General features: G+C 70.4%; 14 protein-coding genes and 1 pseudogene. 6 read left to right on the forward strand and 9 right to left on the reverse strand.

The genetic code is table 11. The features are described 5' to 3' along the window. Positions 1 to 84: 84 nt before the first annotated feature. A complete protein-coding gene (locus KF887_10715) occupies positions 85 to 819 on the forward strand; it encodes a DUF1223 domain-containing protein (GenBank protein ID QYK39942.1) in 735 nt (244 codons plus the stop codon). A 15-nt stretch (positions 820 to 834) separates the two neighbouring features. Here the strand turns inward: KF887_10715 and KF887_10720 are convergent, their stop codons facing one another. The 5 genes from KF887_10720 to KF887_10740 all read right to left on the reverse strand — a co-directional run bounded on the left by KF887_10720 (position 835) and on the right by KF887_10740 (position 5,787). Then, positions 835 to 1,785, reverse strand: a complete 951-nt coding sequence (locus KF887_10720) for a lysophospholipid acyltransferase family protein (GenBank protein ID QYK39943.1) — start codon at positions 1,783 to 1,785, stop codon at positions 835 to 837. Then, complete coding sequence (locus KF887_10725) at positions 1,739 to 2,629, reverse strand: DMT family transporter (GenBank protein QYK39944.1); 891 nt, start codon at positions 2,627 to 2,629, stop codon at positions 1,739 to 1,741. Before KF887_10725 ends, KF887_10720 begins: the two co-directional genes overlap by 47 nt. Before the next feature lie 373 nt (positions 2,630 to 3,002). Further along, positions 3,003 to 4,088 carry a flagellar motor switch protein FliG gene (locus tag KF887_10730; GenBank protein ID QYK39945.1) on the reverse strand — a complete coding sequence of 362 codons (1,086 nt, stop codon included), beginning with the start codon at positions 4,086 to 4,088 and terminating at the stop codon, positions 3,003 to 3,005. A gap of 70 nt (positions 4,089 to 4,158) precedes the next feature. Further along, on the reverse strand, positions 4,159 to 4,323 hold the full coding sequence (locus KF887_10735; GenBank protein ID QYK39946.1) for a hypothetical protein: 165 nt from the start codon (positions 4,321 to 4,323) through the stop codon (positions 4,159 to 4,161). A 147-nt stretch (positions 4,324 to 4,470) separates the two neighbouring features. Further along, positions 4,471 to 5,787 carry an adenylosuccinate lyase gene (locus KF887_10740; GenBank protein QYK39947.1) on the reverse strand — a complete coding sequence of 439 codons (1,317 nt, stop codon included), beginning with the start codon at positions 5,785 to 5,787 and terminating at the stop codon, positions 4,471 to 4,473. 73 nt (positions 5,788 to 5,860) lie between these two features. Here KF887_10740 and KF887_10745 point away from each other — a divergent pair, with 73 nt between their 5' ends. Together KF887_10745 and KF887_10750 are read left to right on the forward strand one after the other, a co-directional pair. Further along, positions 5,861 to 6,226 (forward strand): hypothetical protein, encoded by a 366-nt coding sequence (locus KF887_10745; protein QYK39948.1) that lies wholly within the window; start codon positions 5,861 to 5,863, stop codon positions 6,224 to 6,226. A gap of 50 nt (positions 6,227 to 6,276) precedes the next feature. After that, positions 6,277 to 6,885 (forward strand): TetR/AcrR family transcriptional regulator, encoded by a 609-nt coding sequence (locus tag KF887_10750; protein ID QYK39949.1) that lies wholly within the window; start codon positions 6,277 to 6,279, stop codon positions 6,883 to 6,885. Between the two features lie 13 nt (positions 6,886 to 6,898). Here the strand turns inward: KF887_10750 and KF887_10755 are convergent, their stop codons facing one another. After that, positions 6,899 to 8,236 (reverse strand): aminopeptidase P family protein, encoded by a 1,338-nt coding sequence (locus tag KF887_10755; GenBank protein QYK39950.1) that lies wholly within the window; start codon positions 8,234 to 8,236, stop codon positions 6,899 to 6,901. 136 nt (positions 8,237 to 8,372) lie between these two features. On the opposite strand from KF887_10755, the gene KF887_10760 reads away from it, so the two are divergent. Continuing rightward, positions 8,373 to 9,164 (forward strand): DUF3445 domain-containing protein, encoded by a 792-nt coding sequence (locus KF887_10760; protein ID QYK39951.1) that lies wholly within the window; start codon positions 8,373 to 8,375, stop codon positions 9,162 to 9,164. 10 nt (positions 9,165 to 9,174) lie between these two features. Here KF887_10760 and KF887_10765 read toward each other — a convergent pair whose 3' ends face one another. Then, on the reverse strand, positions 9,175 to 10,083 hold the full coding sequence (locus KF887_10765; GenBank protein QYK39952.1) for a hypothetical protein: 909 nt from the start codon (positions 10,081 to 10,083) through the stop codon (positions 9,175 to 9,177). Positions 10,084 to 10,432: 349 nt separating this feature from the next. Here KF887_10765 and KF887_10770 point away from each other — a divergent pair, with 349 nt between their 5' ends. Beyond that, positions 10,433 to 12,106 carry a hypothetical protein gene (locus KF887_10770; protein ID QYK39953.1) on the forward strand — a complete coding sequence of 558 codons (1,674 nt, stop codon included), beginning with the start codon at positions 10,433 to 10,435 and terminating at the stop codon, positions 12,104 to 12,106. 66 nt (positions 12,107 to 12,172) lie between these two features. Here the strand turns inward: KF887_10770 and glnA are convergent, their stop codons facing one another. Together glnA and KF887_10780 are read right to left on the reverse strand one after the other, a co-directional pair. Beyond that, positions 12,173 to 13,582 (reverse strand): type I glutamate--ammonia ligase, encoded by a 1,410-nt coding sequence (gene glnA, locus KF887_10775; protein QYK39954.1) that lies wholly within the window; start codon positions 13,580 to 13,582, stop codon positions 12,173 to 12,175. 57 nt (positions 13,583 to 13,639) lie between these two features. Then, positions 13,640 to 13,978 carry a P-II family nitrogen regulator gene (locus KF887_10780; GenBank protein QYK39955.1) on the reverse strand — a complete coding sequence of 113 codons (339 nt, stop codon included), beginning with the start codon at positions 13,976 to 13,978 and terminating at the stop codon, positions 13,640 to 13,642. A gap of 174 nt (positions 13,979 to 14,152) precedes the next feature. Between KF887_10780 and KF887_10785 the strand changes: the two are divergent. Further along, a pseudogene (locus tag KF887_10785) lies at positions 14,153 to 15,726 on the forward strand (NAD(P)H-hydrate dehydratase). Positions 15,727 to 15,733 lie beyond the last annotated feature (7 nt).

Below are 15,733 nucleotides of genomic sequence, written 5' to 3' on the forward strand. Positions count from 1 at the left end.
GTTGTTCCCTCTCAAAACCTTGATTGGCAGGGGGTGGGCCTGTCCGATATCGCAAAGGGGACCACGGGGATCAGGGGAACCCATATGCGACAGATTGTCAGGGCCGCGCTTGGCTTGTGGCTCGGCTGTGCCGCTGCCGGGGCCGGCCTCGCGCAGGGCACGCCCGGCGACGCGCCGCATCCGGTTGTCGTGGAGCTTTTCACCTCGCAGGGCTGTTCGTCCTGTCCGCCCGCCGATGCCATCCTGGCCGGGCTGAGCGGCGACCCCCGCGTGATCGCCCTGGCGCTGCATGTCGACTACTGGGACTATCTGGGCTGGAAGGATGATTTCGCCCGGCCCGAATTCACCAAGCGGCAGAAGGTCTATGCCAAGGCGGGCGGGCGCAAGATGGTGTTCACGCCGCAGATGATCGTGGCGGGGCAGGACAGCGTGGTCGGCAACGACCCCGAGGCGGTCGAGGCGGCGATCCGCCGCCATGCGCTTGCGGCCTCGGCGCGCGGCCAGGTGGTGCGCCTGACGGTCGAGCGGCAGGACGACCAGATCGTCATCCGCGCCGAGGCCGTGCCGCCGACGGACCGGGGCTTGCGCGTGCAACTGGTGCGCTATCGCCCGAAGGCGCAGGTGGATATCGCGCGGGGCGAGAATGCGGGCCATAGCATTACCTACCACAATATCGTCACCTCGTGGCAACTGGTGGGCGAATGGCGCGCCACGGCGCCGCTGACACTGACCACGCCCTCGCCCGGCAGCGACCCTGCCGTGGTGATCGTCCAGGACGAGGGGCCGGGGGCGGTGCTGGCGGCGGTGGAGTTGCGCTGAGCTGCGGCGGCGCCATCAGTCCTCGGTCTCGGTCTCGATCTCGGCCTCGCGCGGCGGCAGCCTGCCTTTCCAGCGGCGATGGATCCAGAACCACTGTTCGGGGTGGCGGCGGACCAGACGTTCCAGGCTGTCGTTCAGCGCCTGGGTCATCGCTTCGGGCGTGCCCTCGGGGATCGGCGGTTCGACCAGGATGTCGAAGGTCAGGCCATCGGCGCGGCGGATCGCATAGGTGGGCACGACAAGCGCGCCGTATTTCAGCGCAAGCTCGGCCGCCGACAGCGCGGTAAAGGCGGTGTGGCCGAAGAACGACAGGGGGGCGCCATGCCCCATGTGCTGGTCGATCAGCATGCCCAGCATCCCGCCGCCCTTCAGGAATCGCAGCATCTGGCCCATGCCCTGCCGCCCCCGGGGAAAGACCGGGGTTCCTATGCCACTGATCGCCTTGACATAATGCGCATTGAACGCGCTGTCGCGCATCGGGCGGTACAGCGCGCCGACCGAAAACCCGCGGGCGATCAGGGCGGCGCGGCTGGCATCGTAGTTGCCGAAATGGCCGGTGATCAGGATCACCGGCCGCCCCGCCGCATGGGCGGCGTCGAGCGCTGCCAGCCCCGCGCCCCGGATCGGTCCGGCCGTGGCGCGGGCGACGAACTCGGCGCCGGAATAGATTTCGATCAGGGTGCGGCCGACGTTGCGGGGAACCTCGCGCATCAGGCGGCGCACCTCGGCGGCGGGCAGGTCGGGCAGCACCAGGGCCAGGTTTTCGCGCACCCGCCGGTCATAGCCTGCCAGGGGGGCGATGATCCGGGCCACCACCCAGCCGCAGAGCGGCACGCGCCAGCGGTAGGGCAGCAGCAGCAGGCCGCCGATCAGGCCCCGCAGCAGGACCGATTGCAGGCCGTCGCCGCGCGCTGTCGTTTCATCCGTCACGTCCGCCGCCCGCCCTGGTTTCGCGGTGCCAGACATAGAGACCGGACAGCACGATCACAACCGCCCCAAGGATCGTGGCCAGGTCGGGAAGTTCACCATAGAACAGCCAGCCCCAGAATGTAGCGGCCACGATGCCCAGATACGCTATGGGTGCCACGGCCGACGCCTCGGCCAGCGTGAAGGACCGGATGATGCAAAGTTGCGCGGCGGTGCCGATGCAGCCGATCAGGGCGAAGCCCCAGAGATCGCCCGGGGCGACCGGGGCATGCGAGCCGGGCAGGGTGGCGGCCATGGCAAGGGTGCAGATCGCGGCGCCCCAGAACATCGCGGGCCAGGGCGTTTCGCGCGGGCCGATGGCGCGGGTGACGAGGGCGTTGGCGGCGTAGGCGCAGGCGCCGAGCAGCGGCAGGACGGCCCAGGGGGTGAAGACGCCCAGGCCGGGTCGCAGGATGATGAGGGCGCCGATGAAGGCGGCTGCGATGCCCAGCAGGCGGCGTGGCCCCAACCGTTCGCCCAGAAACAGCGCGGCGCCGAGCGTGATGAGGATCGGGTTGATGTCGGACAGCGCGGTCGCCTCGGCCAGGCCGATGCGGGTCAGCGACAGGAAGAACAGCCCCGAGGCGGCCAGCTGGGTGGCCGCACGGAACAGGTGCAGCATCGGATGGCGCGTGCGGACACGGGGAAGCAGCGCGGTGTTCAGGATCACCGCCACAATCAGTAGCTGGCCCGCGAAGCGGGCAAACACGATCTGGTTGACCGGATATCGGCTGACCAACCCCTTGGCCAGCGCGTCCATCAGCGTGAACAGCGCGATGGCCAGCACCATGAGCAGGATGCCCCGGCCTGTCGCCTTGCGGCCTGGTCTTGCCGCAACTGTCATGATCCCGCCCTTTCCGTCCTGTCCCGCCTGCCCTTAGGCGTTGCGCGGGGCAGGGGCAAGGCGTGGCGGGTGGCGGCAGGGCTGTGGCGGCGGCACCGCGCAACGCCGCCCGAATCGGGGGTTAATGGCTGAACGGGCTGGATTTTCCGCGTCGGTTTCCCGTCCCGCCCGCGTCGGTTCCGCGTATGGCATCCGTCCCGACAGGCCGCACCCCGGGGGCGGGGTTAACGCAACGCGCGGCCCGCGCGGGCGGGCCTTGCCCGGGCGGGGTGACGCGGGAAGCATCGGGGGAACCAGCAGGGGCCCTGGCGTGCGGAAGCCGCCCCCTTTGCGCCGGGGGCGGGGCCGCAGGGCGCGGGACCGGCGGTCGGGGTCAGTCGTCGGGCTGGATCAGGGCGATTTCGCCTGCCGCCTCAAGCTGGCGGATGGCGGCGATGACCGCGCCCATCGCGGCCTCGGCGTCCTTGGGGCGGACCCGGCCGCGTGCCGCCGCCTCTTCCCGCAGGCCCTGGGCCATGCGGCCCGACATGTTGGCCAGCAGGTATTCCGCCGTCGCGGCCGTCGCCTCGTCGGCCTGTGCCCCGGCAAGCGCGGTCACCATCGCCGGCATGTCGACCAGGCGCACCACCTTGGGCACGTCGCGGGCGGCCAGCCGCTGCGGGACATGGGCGAAGGTGAACAGGGCGCGCCGGACCTCGGCCGCGAAGGCGGCATCCTCGGCCTCGAGCCCGGCAAGAACATCGTCGCGCGTGGCGGCGGGCGAGACGTTCAGGATGGCGCCGACCCGTTCCACCGGCCCGGCATCAAAGGCGCGGGGAGGCTGGGAATCGAGTTGCGCGGCGATGGCCAGACCGATCCGGCGCACCGCCTCGGGGTCGACACCGCCGGTCATCGAGACGGCATGGGCAACCCGGCGCGCGCGGTCGCCCGGCATCATCGACAGCAGTTCGGCCGCCTTGGGCACGGGCAGTTTCGACAGCATCACCGCCGACACCTCGACCGATTCCGCCTCGACCACGGGAAGCAGGCGTTCGGGCGACAGGGCCGCGATGCGATCCCACGGGTCGGCCTTGGCCGAGGCGCCCGCCAGGCGGCGCAGGCGGCTGGCGGCGGTGGAGGAGATATGGCCGTCGAGCAGGCCGAGCGCCCCCTCGATCCCGCCCGGAAAGGTCAGGCCCACCGATTCAAGCTCGGCCAGGAATTCGTCGACCACCGCCGACAGCGTGACGCGATCGACAAGGCGCATCTGGCCCATCTGTTCGGTCAGCGCCGCCTGCATGTGTTCGGGAAGAGACGAGAGGGGCAGGGGCGTGCCCTCGGCCAGCATCAGCCGCACGATCACGGCGGCCTTTTCGCGCGGCGACAGGCGGCGCGGCACGACGGAGGCGGCCCCGGGCGCGGCAGGCGCGACCGGGGCCGTGATGCGGTTCGGTACGATGCGGGCCAGTGCCTCGGCCATGGTCAGCCCCTGATTCCTGACGGTGTCGGGGGCAGACTGTGGCGGCCGGGGTTAACGCGGGCTGAACGCCTCAGGAGGTGGGTTTCAGCACGCAGGCGCCGCTGGCGGCGTCATAGACCTGGCCTTCGCCGCAGGCCGAGGCGGTGATCTTGGTGTGGCCGTCCTTGCACATGGCGGCGGCAAGGCCGGGGGTCAGGGCCAGCGCGATCGCGGCCAGCGTCAGTTTCAGCTTCATCGGGGCGTCCTTTCGTCAGATGTGTCAGGTCCAACGGGCGCCGCGCCGGACGGCAGGCAAACCGGGCCGCCGCGTATCCCTGAACCGGAGACTAGCACGGCTGACGCAAGGTCAAAGCGGTTTTCCCGCCGGGCCGCCCCCGGGCGATCACCCTTTCGTGACGCTGCCGAAAACCCGCGCAAAGATCGTGTCGACATGTTTCGTGTGATAGCCGAGGTCGAATTTCTCGTCGATCTCGGCGGGCGTCAGGGCGGCTGTGACCTGCGGGTCGGCCAGAAGCTCGGTGCGGAAGTCGGCGCCCTGTTCCCAGACCTTCATCGCGTTGCGCTGCACCATGGCGTAGGCATCCTCGCGGCTGACGCCTGCCTGCGTCAGGGCCAGAAGAACCCGCTGGCTCATCACCAGACCCTTGAAGGTATTGAGGTTCTTCAGCATGTTCGCGGGATAGATCACCAGCTTTTCGACGACGCCCGCCAGCCGGTGCAAGGCGAAGTCGAGCGTGACGGTGGCATCGGGGCCGATCATCCGCTCGACCGAGGAATGGCTGATGTCGCGTTCATGCCAGAGCGTCACGTTCTCCATCGCCGGGACCACGGCCATGCGCACGAGACGGGCGAGGCCGGTCAGGTTCTCGGTCAGGACCGGGTTGCGCTTGTGCGGCATGGCGCTGCTGCCCTTCTGGCCGGGGCTGAAGAATTCCTCGGCCTCGAGCACCTCGGTGCGCTGCATGTGGCGGATTTCGGTGGCGATGTTCTCGATCCCCGAGGCGATGACGCCCAGCGTGGCAAAGAACATGGCGTGGCGGTCGCGCGGGATGACCTGGGTCGAGATCGGCTCGGGCGTCAGGCCCAGCATGCGGCAGACATGGTCCTCGACGCGGGGGTCGATGTTGGCGAAGGTGCCGACGGCGCCCGAGATGGCGCCGGTGGCGACCTCGGCGCGGGCGTTTTGCAGCCGCTGCCGGTTGCGCGACATTTCGGCGTAGAAGCGCGCGAAGGTCAGGCCCATGGTCGTGGGTTCGGCGTGGATGCCGTGGCTGCGCCCGATGCGGACGGTATCCTTGTGCTCGAAGGCCCGGGTCTTCAGGGCGGCCAGCACGCGGTCCAGCCCCGTCAGCAGCAGGTCGGCGGCGCGCACAAGCTGGATGTTCAGCGTGGTGTCCAGCACGTCGGAACTGGTCATGCCCTGGTGGACGAAGCGGGCGGCATCGGCGCCGACGATCTCGGCCAGGTGGGTGAGGAAGGCGATGACGTCATGCCGGGTGACGGCCTCGATCGCGTCGATGCGGGCGACGTCGAATTCGGCGTCGCGGGCCTTCCAGACGGCTTCGGCGTTTTCCTTCGGGATCACCCCGAGCGCGGCCTGCGCGTCGCAGGCATGGGCCTCGATCTCGAACCAGATGCGGAACCGGGTTTCGGGGGACCAGATCGCCACCATCTCGGGGCGGGAATAGCGGGGGATCATCGGGGCCTCCCTTGGCGCGGGGTTCGGGGGGCGATTAGACTGCGCGACAGCGCGGCGCAAGGGAGAGCGGGCGATGCGGAGGCTGGCGATGGCGGCGATCCTGGCGGCGGGCACGGCGGCGGCCGAACCCGCCTGGCAGCCGCTGGCCGACGATGCGCTGCGCGCGGCGCTGGCGGCGCGCACGCTGGTGGAGAAGGGCGCGGGCTGGCCGCTGGCGGGGCAGGGGCGGACCTGGAACTTCCTGCAGGATGGCCGGGCGCTGAGCGACGTGGCGGGGCGGCGCGATCCGCGCTGGACGGGATGGCGGGTCGATGGCGCGCGGCTGTGCCTGGAGGAACCGCCGGGATGCGCGCGGGTCGAGCGCCATCCGCGCGGGCTGGACCTGCGCTTCGTCTGGGAGGACGGGCGGGTGCAGGTGATGCGCTACGTCGACCTGTAGGGCCCCTGCGCGGGCTTGCGCCGGGGCCTGCGGCTTTCTAGGGTCTGCGCATGACCGCGACCGCCGCCCCTGACGCGCCCGCCCCGCCCGATGCCGCCCGCACCCGCCTGTCGCGGGACGACTGGACGCAGGCCGGGTTGCGGGCCCTGGTGGCCGAGGGGCCGGCCGGCCTGCGGGTCGAGGCGATCGCACGCGGGCTGGGGGCGACCAAGGGGTCGTTCTACTGGCATTTCCGGGATGCGCCCGACCTGCGCGCCGCCGTCCTGGCGGCGTGGGAGTCGATGGCGGCCGCCGATCTGGCGGCCACGCTGGGCCAGCCCGATGCACCACCGCGCAAGCGGGTGATGCTGCTGGTCGATCTGGTGTCGGCGGAACCGGGCGGCGAGACGGACGGCCAGGCGGTCGAGCCCGCAGTGCGCGACTGGGCGCGGATCGATCCCGAGGCGCGCGGCGTGCTGGCCCGTGTCGATGCCGGGCGGCAGGCGGCGCTGCGCGAGGCGCTGGCGGGTGCCGGGCTGGGGGCCGCGGCGGCGGCGCGCGGCGGGGCTGCGGTCTATGCCGCGATGATCGGCTTTGCGCATCTGCGGCTGACCTCGGGCGCCGAGGTGCGGCGCGACCTTGCGGCACTGGTGCGCGCGGTGCTGGACGGGCGGCTGTAGCGCCGCCCGCGCCCTAGCCCATCAGGCGGGGATCGAAGGGATAGCGCGTCAGGTTCTCGACGCCGGTTTCGGTGATCAGCACCTGGTCTTCCAGCTTGATCGAGAAATCGCCGCCCTCGGGGCTGACCAGTGCCTCGACACATAGCACCATGCCGGGTTCGAGCGTCACCTCGAAGGCGCCGTCCACCCAGGCGTCGGGGTAGGGGACGAAGGGCCATTCGTCGCAAAGACCCACGCCGTGCATCTTGCAGGAATATTTCTGCCGCCAGTATTCCGGCGCCAGCTGGTGCCCGCCATGGGTCAGTTCGCGGATCGTCACGCCGGGCCCGAGCATGGCCATGTTGGTGCGGATATGGTCCATCGCGTGATGGAAGGCCGAGACCATGGCGTTGCCGGGCCGCCCGTCGCCCACCCACCAGGTGCGGCTGATGTCGACGCAGATGCCATAGGCGCCGATCAGGTCGGTGTCGAAGGCCACGATCTCGTCCGGCTGCACGACGCGCGGGCCGCATTCCTGAAACCAGGGATTCGTGCGTGGCCCCGAGGCCAGCAGGCGCGTCTCGATCCATTCCCCGCCGCGGCGGATGTTGCCCGCGTGCAGTTCGGCCCAGATCGCATCCTCGGTCACGCCGCCCCGGGGTATCTCGGCGCGGGCGAAGCGTTCCATCCCGGCCACGGCGGCCTCGCAGGCATGGGCGGCGCAGCGCATCGCGGCAATCTCGTCCGGGCCCTTGATGGCGCGGGCGCGTTCGGTGACCTCTTCCCCCTCCATCACGGAAAAACCCGCGCGTTCCAGCGCCCGCAGGCCGTGGACCATGATCTTGTCCACCGCGAGCCGCCGGTTGCTGCCCGCGCGGGCGGTCATCACCTCGGTCACCTGGGCGGCAAAGCTGGCGGCATCCTGCGCCGTATGGTCGCCGCAGACGTTGTAGAAGAACGAGGCGCCCGAACGGATTTCGCGCACCAGCGGGTTGTGCGCGGCCAGGAAGGGCGCCTGCTTGTAGTCCCACAGCACCATGTGTCCGTCGGCGGTGACAAGGCAGGCGCGGAACGGGTTGTGGCTGTTCCACAGCTGCATGTTGGTGGTGTCGGTGGCGTAGCGGATGTTCAGCGGATCGAACATCAGCAGTCCGCCATAGTCGCGCGCCCGGAGCGCCGCGACCAGCCGGTCCAGCCGGTATTGCCGCATCGTCGCCAGGTCGGGCGGCGTCAGCCCCGCCGCCGCCCATTCGGCGAAGGCCAGCGGGGTCGGCCCGATCTCGACCCGGTCGTTGTCATTCAGGCTGCCGTCGGCAAGGCGGTCGCCGCGCGTCGGGTCGATCTTGCGGCGGGCGGCGTAGGGAACGGACATCAGGGCACCTCCGGGGTTCAGGGGACGGTCCTGCGCGGGGGCGGGCCGCGCTTGTCCGGGGGCGACGGGGCATGTCGCAGGCAGGCGTCGGGCGAGGCGGCTTTTCACCGCGCGGGCGGCGGGGTAGTCAGGCGGCATGACCATCGTGCTGCATGACAGGCTGCCCTTCGCCCCCTGGGCCGACCCGCGCACCCGCCGCCTGCCGGGGACGCTGCCGCTGGACATGGCGGACTGGCTGCGGGTGGACGAGGCCTATGCGGGCCAGATGGCCCTGCGCGACCGGCTGATCGCCGGGCACCTGGACGCGGTGCATGGCTGCCTGCCGATGGCGGCGGCGGCGGCGGACGAGTTGTACGCGACGGTGCTGCCGCTGCTGCCGGGCCTCGGGTTCCGGATCGCGGGGGGCGGCGCGCTGCGGCCCGACGGCGTGACGGTGCCGCTGGACCCGGCGCGGCCCCTGGTCACGCTGGGGCGGCTGTGCCAGAACGATTTCTGCCTGATGCAGGAGGACGGCGCAGGCGAACACCTGCTGTCGGCGGCGATCCTGTGCTTTCCGGCAGGCTGGCGGCTGGCCGAAAAGCTGGGCCGCCCGATGATGCGCATCCACCTGCCGGTTGCGAAATACACCGAGGATGTGGGGCGGCGGGTGCAGCGGCTGATGGATGCGGTGCGGCCGGGCGCGCCGCTGTGGCGGGCGAACGGCCACCGGTCGCGCGCGCCGCTGTTCAATCCGCTGTCGGAGGCCGACCCCAAGGACATGGCCGAGGGGGGGATGCCCTATATCCGGTCGGAACGGCAATGCCTGCTGCGGCTGCCGGAAAGCCGGGCGGTGGTGTTCTCGATCCACACCTATGTGGTGCGGGCCGAGAACCTGACGGCGGAACAGGCCGAGGCCCTGGCCGCGCATCCGATCCACCGGTCGGCCTGACGCGGCGCGGTCACTCCGCGTCGGGGAAGGTTTCGCCGCGCAGGCGGGCAAGGGCCGCGCGGGCGGCGCCCACCGGCAGGAACAGGCCGATCAGCGCCAGACCGGTGACATGGCTGGCGCCGCGCCAGATCAGGCCGGGCGGCGTGGGCAGCGCGGGTTCCAGCGGCGGCAGGGCCGAGGCGCCGCGCGGCCCGCGATCGGGCGCGGCGGCGGGTTCCGGCGCGGTTTCCGGCGTCGCCGCGCGCATGGGCCGGACGGGCCGCGCCTCGGCCTTCATCAGAAGGCGGATGGATTCCAGCGTATCACGCTCGGCATCGGCGACGGGCGCGCCCGCATCCGCGGGCTTGGCGCTGCGCGCGGCGGGCGCGGGGCGCGCCGCAGGGTGGCGCGGGTGATCGGCGGCGGCATCGGGCGGCAGCGTGACCGGAGCGGCGGCGACCGGGGTGACTGCCTCGGCGGCGGGCGGGGCGACCGGAGCGGCGGCGGGCGGGGCGACCGCCTCGGGGGCGGGCGGAGCGGCGGCGGCCCGGGCCCCCGGTGCGCCGGCCCAGGGCCGGATGGCCAGCCCTTCCAGCGGCGGCGGCGGGGCGACGGTTTCGCCCGCGGCCCCGATGAATCGGGCGCTGCCCTTCATCGCCGCGCCGACCTGTCCGACGGTGGGCAGGTAGCGCCCCGACCGGCCCAGCCGCGCCTCGGGGATGCGGAATTCGCCCAGCGCGACCCGGTCGCCCAGCCTGTCGAGATGCCGGGCCGCCCCGGCCACCACCGGCGCACCCCAGAGACGGGTTTCGGCCAGTGCGGCACGGCCGAAGCCGCGCAGGTCGATGCGCGGGCGCGCGGAGCGTCCCCCCGACCAGATCGGCGGTCGCGCCTTGGGCTTGTCCCCGGGCAACCGGGGATCGGAGAAATAGGATGTCATCGTGCGGGATCCGGGGCAGCGGCAACCAACGCCTGTGATGCCGCCCGGGCGTGGCGTGCCGCCGGTTTTTTCATGGCGGAATTGTGGCAAAGGAGCCCCGGGGCGGAAACGGTGAATTGCCGGGAACCGCGCGTTGCGGTGCCTTGCCCCGCGAAATCCGCGTCACAGCGGGTGCCGCAGGGGCGTCGGACGCATGGCCCGATAGACGGCAGGCCACCGCTCCTATACCGTTTCGTGCGTGGGTTCGCCGCGCGTCCCCCGGTTGCGGTGGGGAAAGACCCGCCGCCCGGTCGGGACGCGGGCCAGGTATCCGGCCCGAGGTGGGCAGGTGTGTGGGGAGTGTGACTGAATGGCCAATTTCATCATCGGCTCCGGCTCGACGACGCCGGAAAACCTGGGTCCGGGCGAGATCGGCGCGGTGCTGCCGAACGGCGCGATCATCTTCAGCGGCAACAACGCCGTGGTCGTGAACGATGCCACGCTGTTCGTCAGCGGGCTGATCCTTGCCGAGGACGGGGCCGCGGTCATCGGCGTCGGAAACATGCGGGTCACGAATGCGGCCTCTGGTTCGATCATCGGGCAGGTCCTTCAGGTCGGCGGCCCCGGTGCCAGCACGACGGTCGCCAATGCGGGCCTGATCGAAGGCCGATTCGACGCCGTGTTCGTGGCCGATGGCGGCAATGTCAGCGTATTCAATACCGGCATGATCACCGGCACGGTGGGCACGGGCGTGAGCATCGCATCCAGCGGGGCGGTCCGCGTCATCAACGACGGGCATGTCAGCGGGGCGATCATCGGCGCATCCGTCAACAGTTCGGCCCAGATCAATATCCTCAACAGCGGTGTCATCGCCGGCGACAACGGAATCCTGGGCGGGGGCAACGGCGCGTTCCGGGTCGAGAATACCGGCACCATCCAGGGGGGGATCCACCATACGGGGGGCACCGGCCCGATCCGCATCCTGAACACCGGCACGATCACCGGCGAGAATGCGATCACCAATGGTGGCAGCGGGCAGATGAACATCACCAGCACCGGCACCATCGTCGGCGCCGTCAACATGGGCGGCGGCAACGACCGTTTCGACGGCCGCAGCGGCAACCAGTCCAGCGCGAATATCGACGGCGGCGGCGGCAACGACACGCTGCTGGGCAGCGAGAACTTCGACCGCCTTTCCGGCGGCGGCGGCAACGACCGGCTCCGCGGTTACGGCGGCGATGACGAGATCTACGGCGGCGACGGCGACGACAACATCCGCGGCGCCGACGGCGACGACTATGTCGAGGGCGGGGCGGGCAACGACGATATCGCAGGCGGGCGCGGCAACGACTTCATCTCTGGCGGCGACGGCAACGACAACCTGCGCGGCGTTGACGGCAACGACGAGCTTCACGGCGACGGCGGGAACGACTCGCTCTTTGGCGGCACCGGGGACGACATCCTGTATGGCGGTGCCGACAACGACAGGATCCTTGGTGGCGACGGCGAGGATCTGCTGTACGGAGGAACCGGGGACGATACGATCCTTGGCGGGCGCGGCGACGATGTCATCGAGGGGGACGACGGCAATGACGTGCTGGGTGGCGACGCGGGTAGCGACATGCTGCGTGGCGGCGCAGGCGACGACACCATCGCGGGCGACGCGGGCAACGATACGCTGGAAGGCGGGGATGGCCGCGATGGCCTGAGCGGGGGCGATGGCGATGACTGGCTGTCGGGCGGCGCGGGCAACGACACGCTGACGGGCGGACGGGGGAACGACACGCTGACGGGTGGCGCGAACTCGGACCGCTTCGTGTTCGAACGCGCGGGCGGCAGCGATGTGGTGACCGATTTCCAGAACAACACCGACAGGCTGGACCTGCGAGTGTTCGCCTTCGCCGATGCGGCTGCCGTCATCGCCCTGGCGGAAACGCGGGCGGACGGGTTGTTCATCGACCTGTCGTCGGTGGGCGGCGGCGACATCCTGATCACGGCGGGTCTGACCCTTGCCCAGCTGGACGCGACCGACATGCTGCTGTGACCGGCGCAAGCGAAAGGGCCGCGCCATGTGGCGCGGCCCCTCTCTGCCCGGCGGGGGAGGACCCGCTCAGCAGGAATAGTACATCTGGTATTCCACCGGGTGCGGCGTGTGTTCGTAGGCGTAGACCTCTTCCCACTTCAGCGCCATGTAGCCTTCCAGCTGGTCCTTGGTGAACACGTCGCCCTTGAGCAGGAAGTCGTGGTCCTTCTCCAGTTCCTCCAGCGCCTCGCGGAGCGAGCCGCAGACGGTGGGGATGGCGGCGAGTTCCTCGGGCGGCAGGTCGTACAGGTCCTTGTCCGAGGCGGGGCCGGGGTCGATCTTGTTCTGGATCCCGTCGAGGCCGGCCATCAGCAGCGCCGCGAAGGCCAGGTAGGGGTTGGCCGACGGATCGGGGAAGCGGGCCTCGACACGCTTGGCCTTGGGCGATTCCGTCCACGGAATGCGGACGCAGCCCGAACGGTTGCGGGCCGAATAGGCGCGCAGCACCGGGGCCTCGAAACCGGGGATCAGGCGCTTGTAGCTGTTGGTGCCCGGGTTCGTCAGCGCGTTCAGCGCCTTGGCGTGCTTGAGGATGCCACCGATGAAGTACAGGGCTTCCTGCGAGAGGTCGGCATACTTGTCGCCCGCGAAGAGCGGCTTGCCGTCCTTCCAGATCGACATGTTGACGTGCATCCCCGAGCCGTTGTCGCCCTTCATGGGCTTGGGCATGAAGGTGACGGTCTTGCCATAGGCATGCGCCACGTTCTGGATGACGTACTTGTATTTCAGGATGTTGTCGGCCTGTTCGGTCAGGCCGCCGAAGACCAGGCCAAGCTCGTGCTGGCAGGTGGCGACCTCGTGGTGGTGCTTGTCCACCTTCATGCCCATCCGCTTCATCGTGGACAGCATTTCCGACCGCAGGTCCTGCGCCTCGTCAATGGGGTTCACCGGGAAGTAGCCGCCCTTGTGGCCCGCGCGATGGGCGAGGTTGCCGCCTTCCATCTCGGCGTCGGTGTTCCATGCCGCCGCTTCCGCGTCGATCTGGTAGGCCACCTTGGCGGGCGTCACCGAATAGCGCACGTCATCGAAGATGAAGAATTCGGCCTCGGGGCCGAAGTAGGCGTTGTCGCCGATGCCGGTGGACTTGAGGTAGGCCTCGGCCTTCACGGCGGTGCCGCGCGGGTCGCGGCTGTAGGGCTCGCCGGTGTCGGGCTCGACCACGTTGCAATGCACGCACATGGTCTTTTCGGCGTAGAACGGGTCGATGTAGACCGAACCCGCATCCGGGATCAGCTTCATGTCGGACTGGTCGATCGACTTCCAGCCGGCGATGGACGATCCGTCGAACATGAAGCCTTCCTCGAAGAAGTCCTCGTCCACCAGATCGGCGATCAGCGTGACGTGCTGCAGCTTGCCGCGCGGATCGGTGAAACGGATGTCGACGTATTCGACCTCCTCCTCCTTGATGAGTTTGAGAGCGTCCTTGACCTTGCTCATCGGTATAAGTCTCCTCTGGATGGATCGTGCAGGGGGCGTCGGTCCCCCCGGAATGGATCAGATCGCGTCGTCGCCGGTTTCGCCCGTGCGGATGCGGATGGCCTGTTCGACGGGATAGACGAAGATCTTGCCGTCACCGATCTTGTCGGTGCGGGCGGCGGCGATGATCGCGGCGACGGCGGGTTCCACCAGATCGTCGGGCAGGATCACCTCGATCTTCACCTTGGGCAGGAAATCGACCACATATTCGGCACCGCGATACAGTTCCGTATGGCCCTTCTGTCGGCCGAAGCCCTTGACCTCGGTCACGCTGAGGCCCTGGATTCCGGCCTCTTGCAAGGCTTCCTTCACCTCGTCGAGCTTGAAGGGCTTGATGATCGCCTCAATCTTCTTCATGCGCCGACTCTCCCCCGCACCTCGGTCTGCTGTCCGAGTGACCATTTCTGCCCGGCGGGGACAATCGGGCAGGGGCGGGGGTGTTGCGGGTGCGGGGCGATTCTGTGGAAGTTGCCGCGTAAGTGTGCAATACGCCTATGAAACGGGCAGTTTGAGAACGGATCGGGGCGTGTCATGGATGATGTCGTCACATCTGCCCAAATGCGCGCCATCGAGGCGGCGGCGATTGCCACGGGAACGGTGACGGGCGCCGCGCTGATGGACCGGGCCGGGCAGGGCGTGGTTGCGGCGATGCTGGCCGAATGGCCCGCCCTGGCGCAGGGGCCGCAGTCTGCGCTCGTGCTCTGCGGACCGGGCAACAACGGCGGCGACGGGTTCGTGGTGGCGCGACTGCTGGCGGCGCGGGGGTGGCGGGTGTCGGCCTTCCTGCTGGGCGACCCCGCGCGCCTGCCGCCCGATGCCCGCGCCGCGCATGCGGCCTGGACCGTGATCGCGCCGACGCAGGACTACACCGCCGAAAACCTGGCGCGTGCCGCCGCGACCCATGCCGCGGACCGGCCGCTGGTCGTGGTGGATGCGCTGTTCGGGATCGGCCTGTCGCGGCCCCTGGGCGATGCCGTGATGCGGCCCTGGCAGGCGTTCATCGACACCGCCGCGACCCTGTTGCCGGTGGGCAGGCTGCATCTGGTCGCGGTCGACGTGCCCTCGGGCCTGTCGGACGACCTGCCCGACGGGGCCACGCTGCGGGACGGTCTGGACCCCGCCACGCCCTGCCTGACCGTGACCTTCCACGCGCCGAAGCCGGCGCACCGGGCGATGCGTGCCGCGGGCGCGCGTGTCGTGGTCGTTGACATCGGGTTGCCGCGCGCTTCTTCCTGACGATGCAGATGGAACCGATCCAACCCGACCGCGAAATGCTGCGCGACCGCCTGGCCAAGCGGGCCGAGGCGCACAAGTACGCCTATGGCCATGCGCTGATCCTGGCGGGCGGCCCGGGCGAGGGCGGGGCGGCGCGGCTGTCGGCGCGGGGCGCGCTGCGCATCGGGGCGGGGCTGGTGACGGTGGCCTGCCCGATGTCGGCGCTGTCGGAAAACTCGGCGCGGCTGGACACGATCATGCTGCGTCCGCTGCATGACGGTGCGGCGCTGGCGCGGCTGTTGGAGGATGCGCGGTACAATGCGCTCTGCCTGGGGCCGGGGATGGGCTATGACCGGGCGCGCGCGCTGCTGCCTCAGGCGCTGCGGTCGGGACGGCGGGTGGTGATCGATGCCGACGCGCTGTCGGCCTATGCCGAGGCACCGCAGGCCCTGTTCGCCATGCTGCATCCCGACGCGATCCTGACCCCGCATGGCGGCGAGTTCCGGCGCCTGTTCCCCGACCTTGCCGCCCGGTTGCAGGCACCGACCTATCCCGAGGCCAAGGTTGAGGCCACGCGCGAGGCGGCGCGGCGCGCCGGGGCCGTCGTGCTGTTCAAGGGGGCCGAGACGGTGGTGGCGACGCCCGCGGGCGACGTGGCGGTGAACGCGGCGACGGGCGACCGCGCGGCACCCTGGCTGGCCACGGCGGGGTCCGGCGATGTGCTGGCGGGGTTCGTGGCGGGGCTGATGGCGCGGGGGCTGGTGCCCTTCGAGGCGGGCACGATGGCGGCCTGGCTGCATGTGGAATGCGCCCGTGCCTTCGGCCCCGGCCTGATCGCCGAGGACCTGCCCGAGATGCTGCCGGGCGTGTTCCGCGCCCTGGGGCTGTAGCGGCGCG

Source organism: Paracoccaceae bacterium (assembly GCA_019454225.1).
Lineage (GTDB): Bacteria > Pseudomonadota > Alphaproteobacteria > Rhodobacterales > Rhodobacteraceae.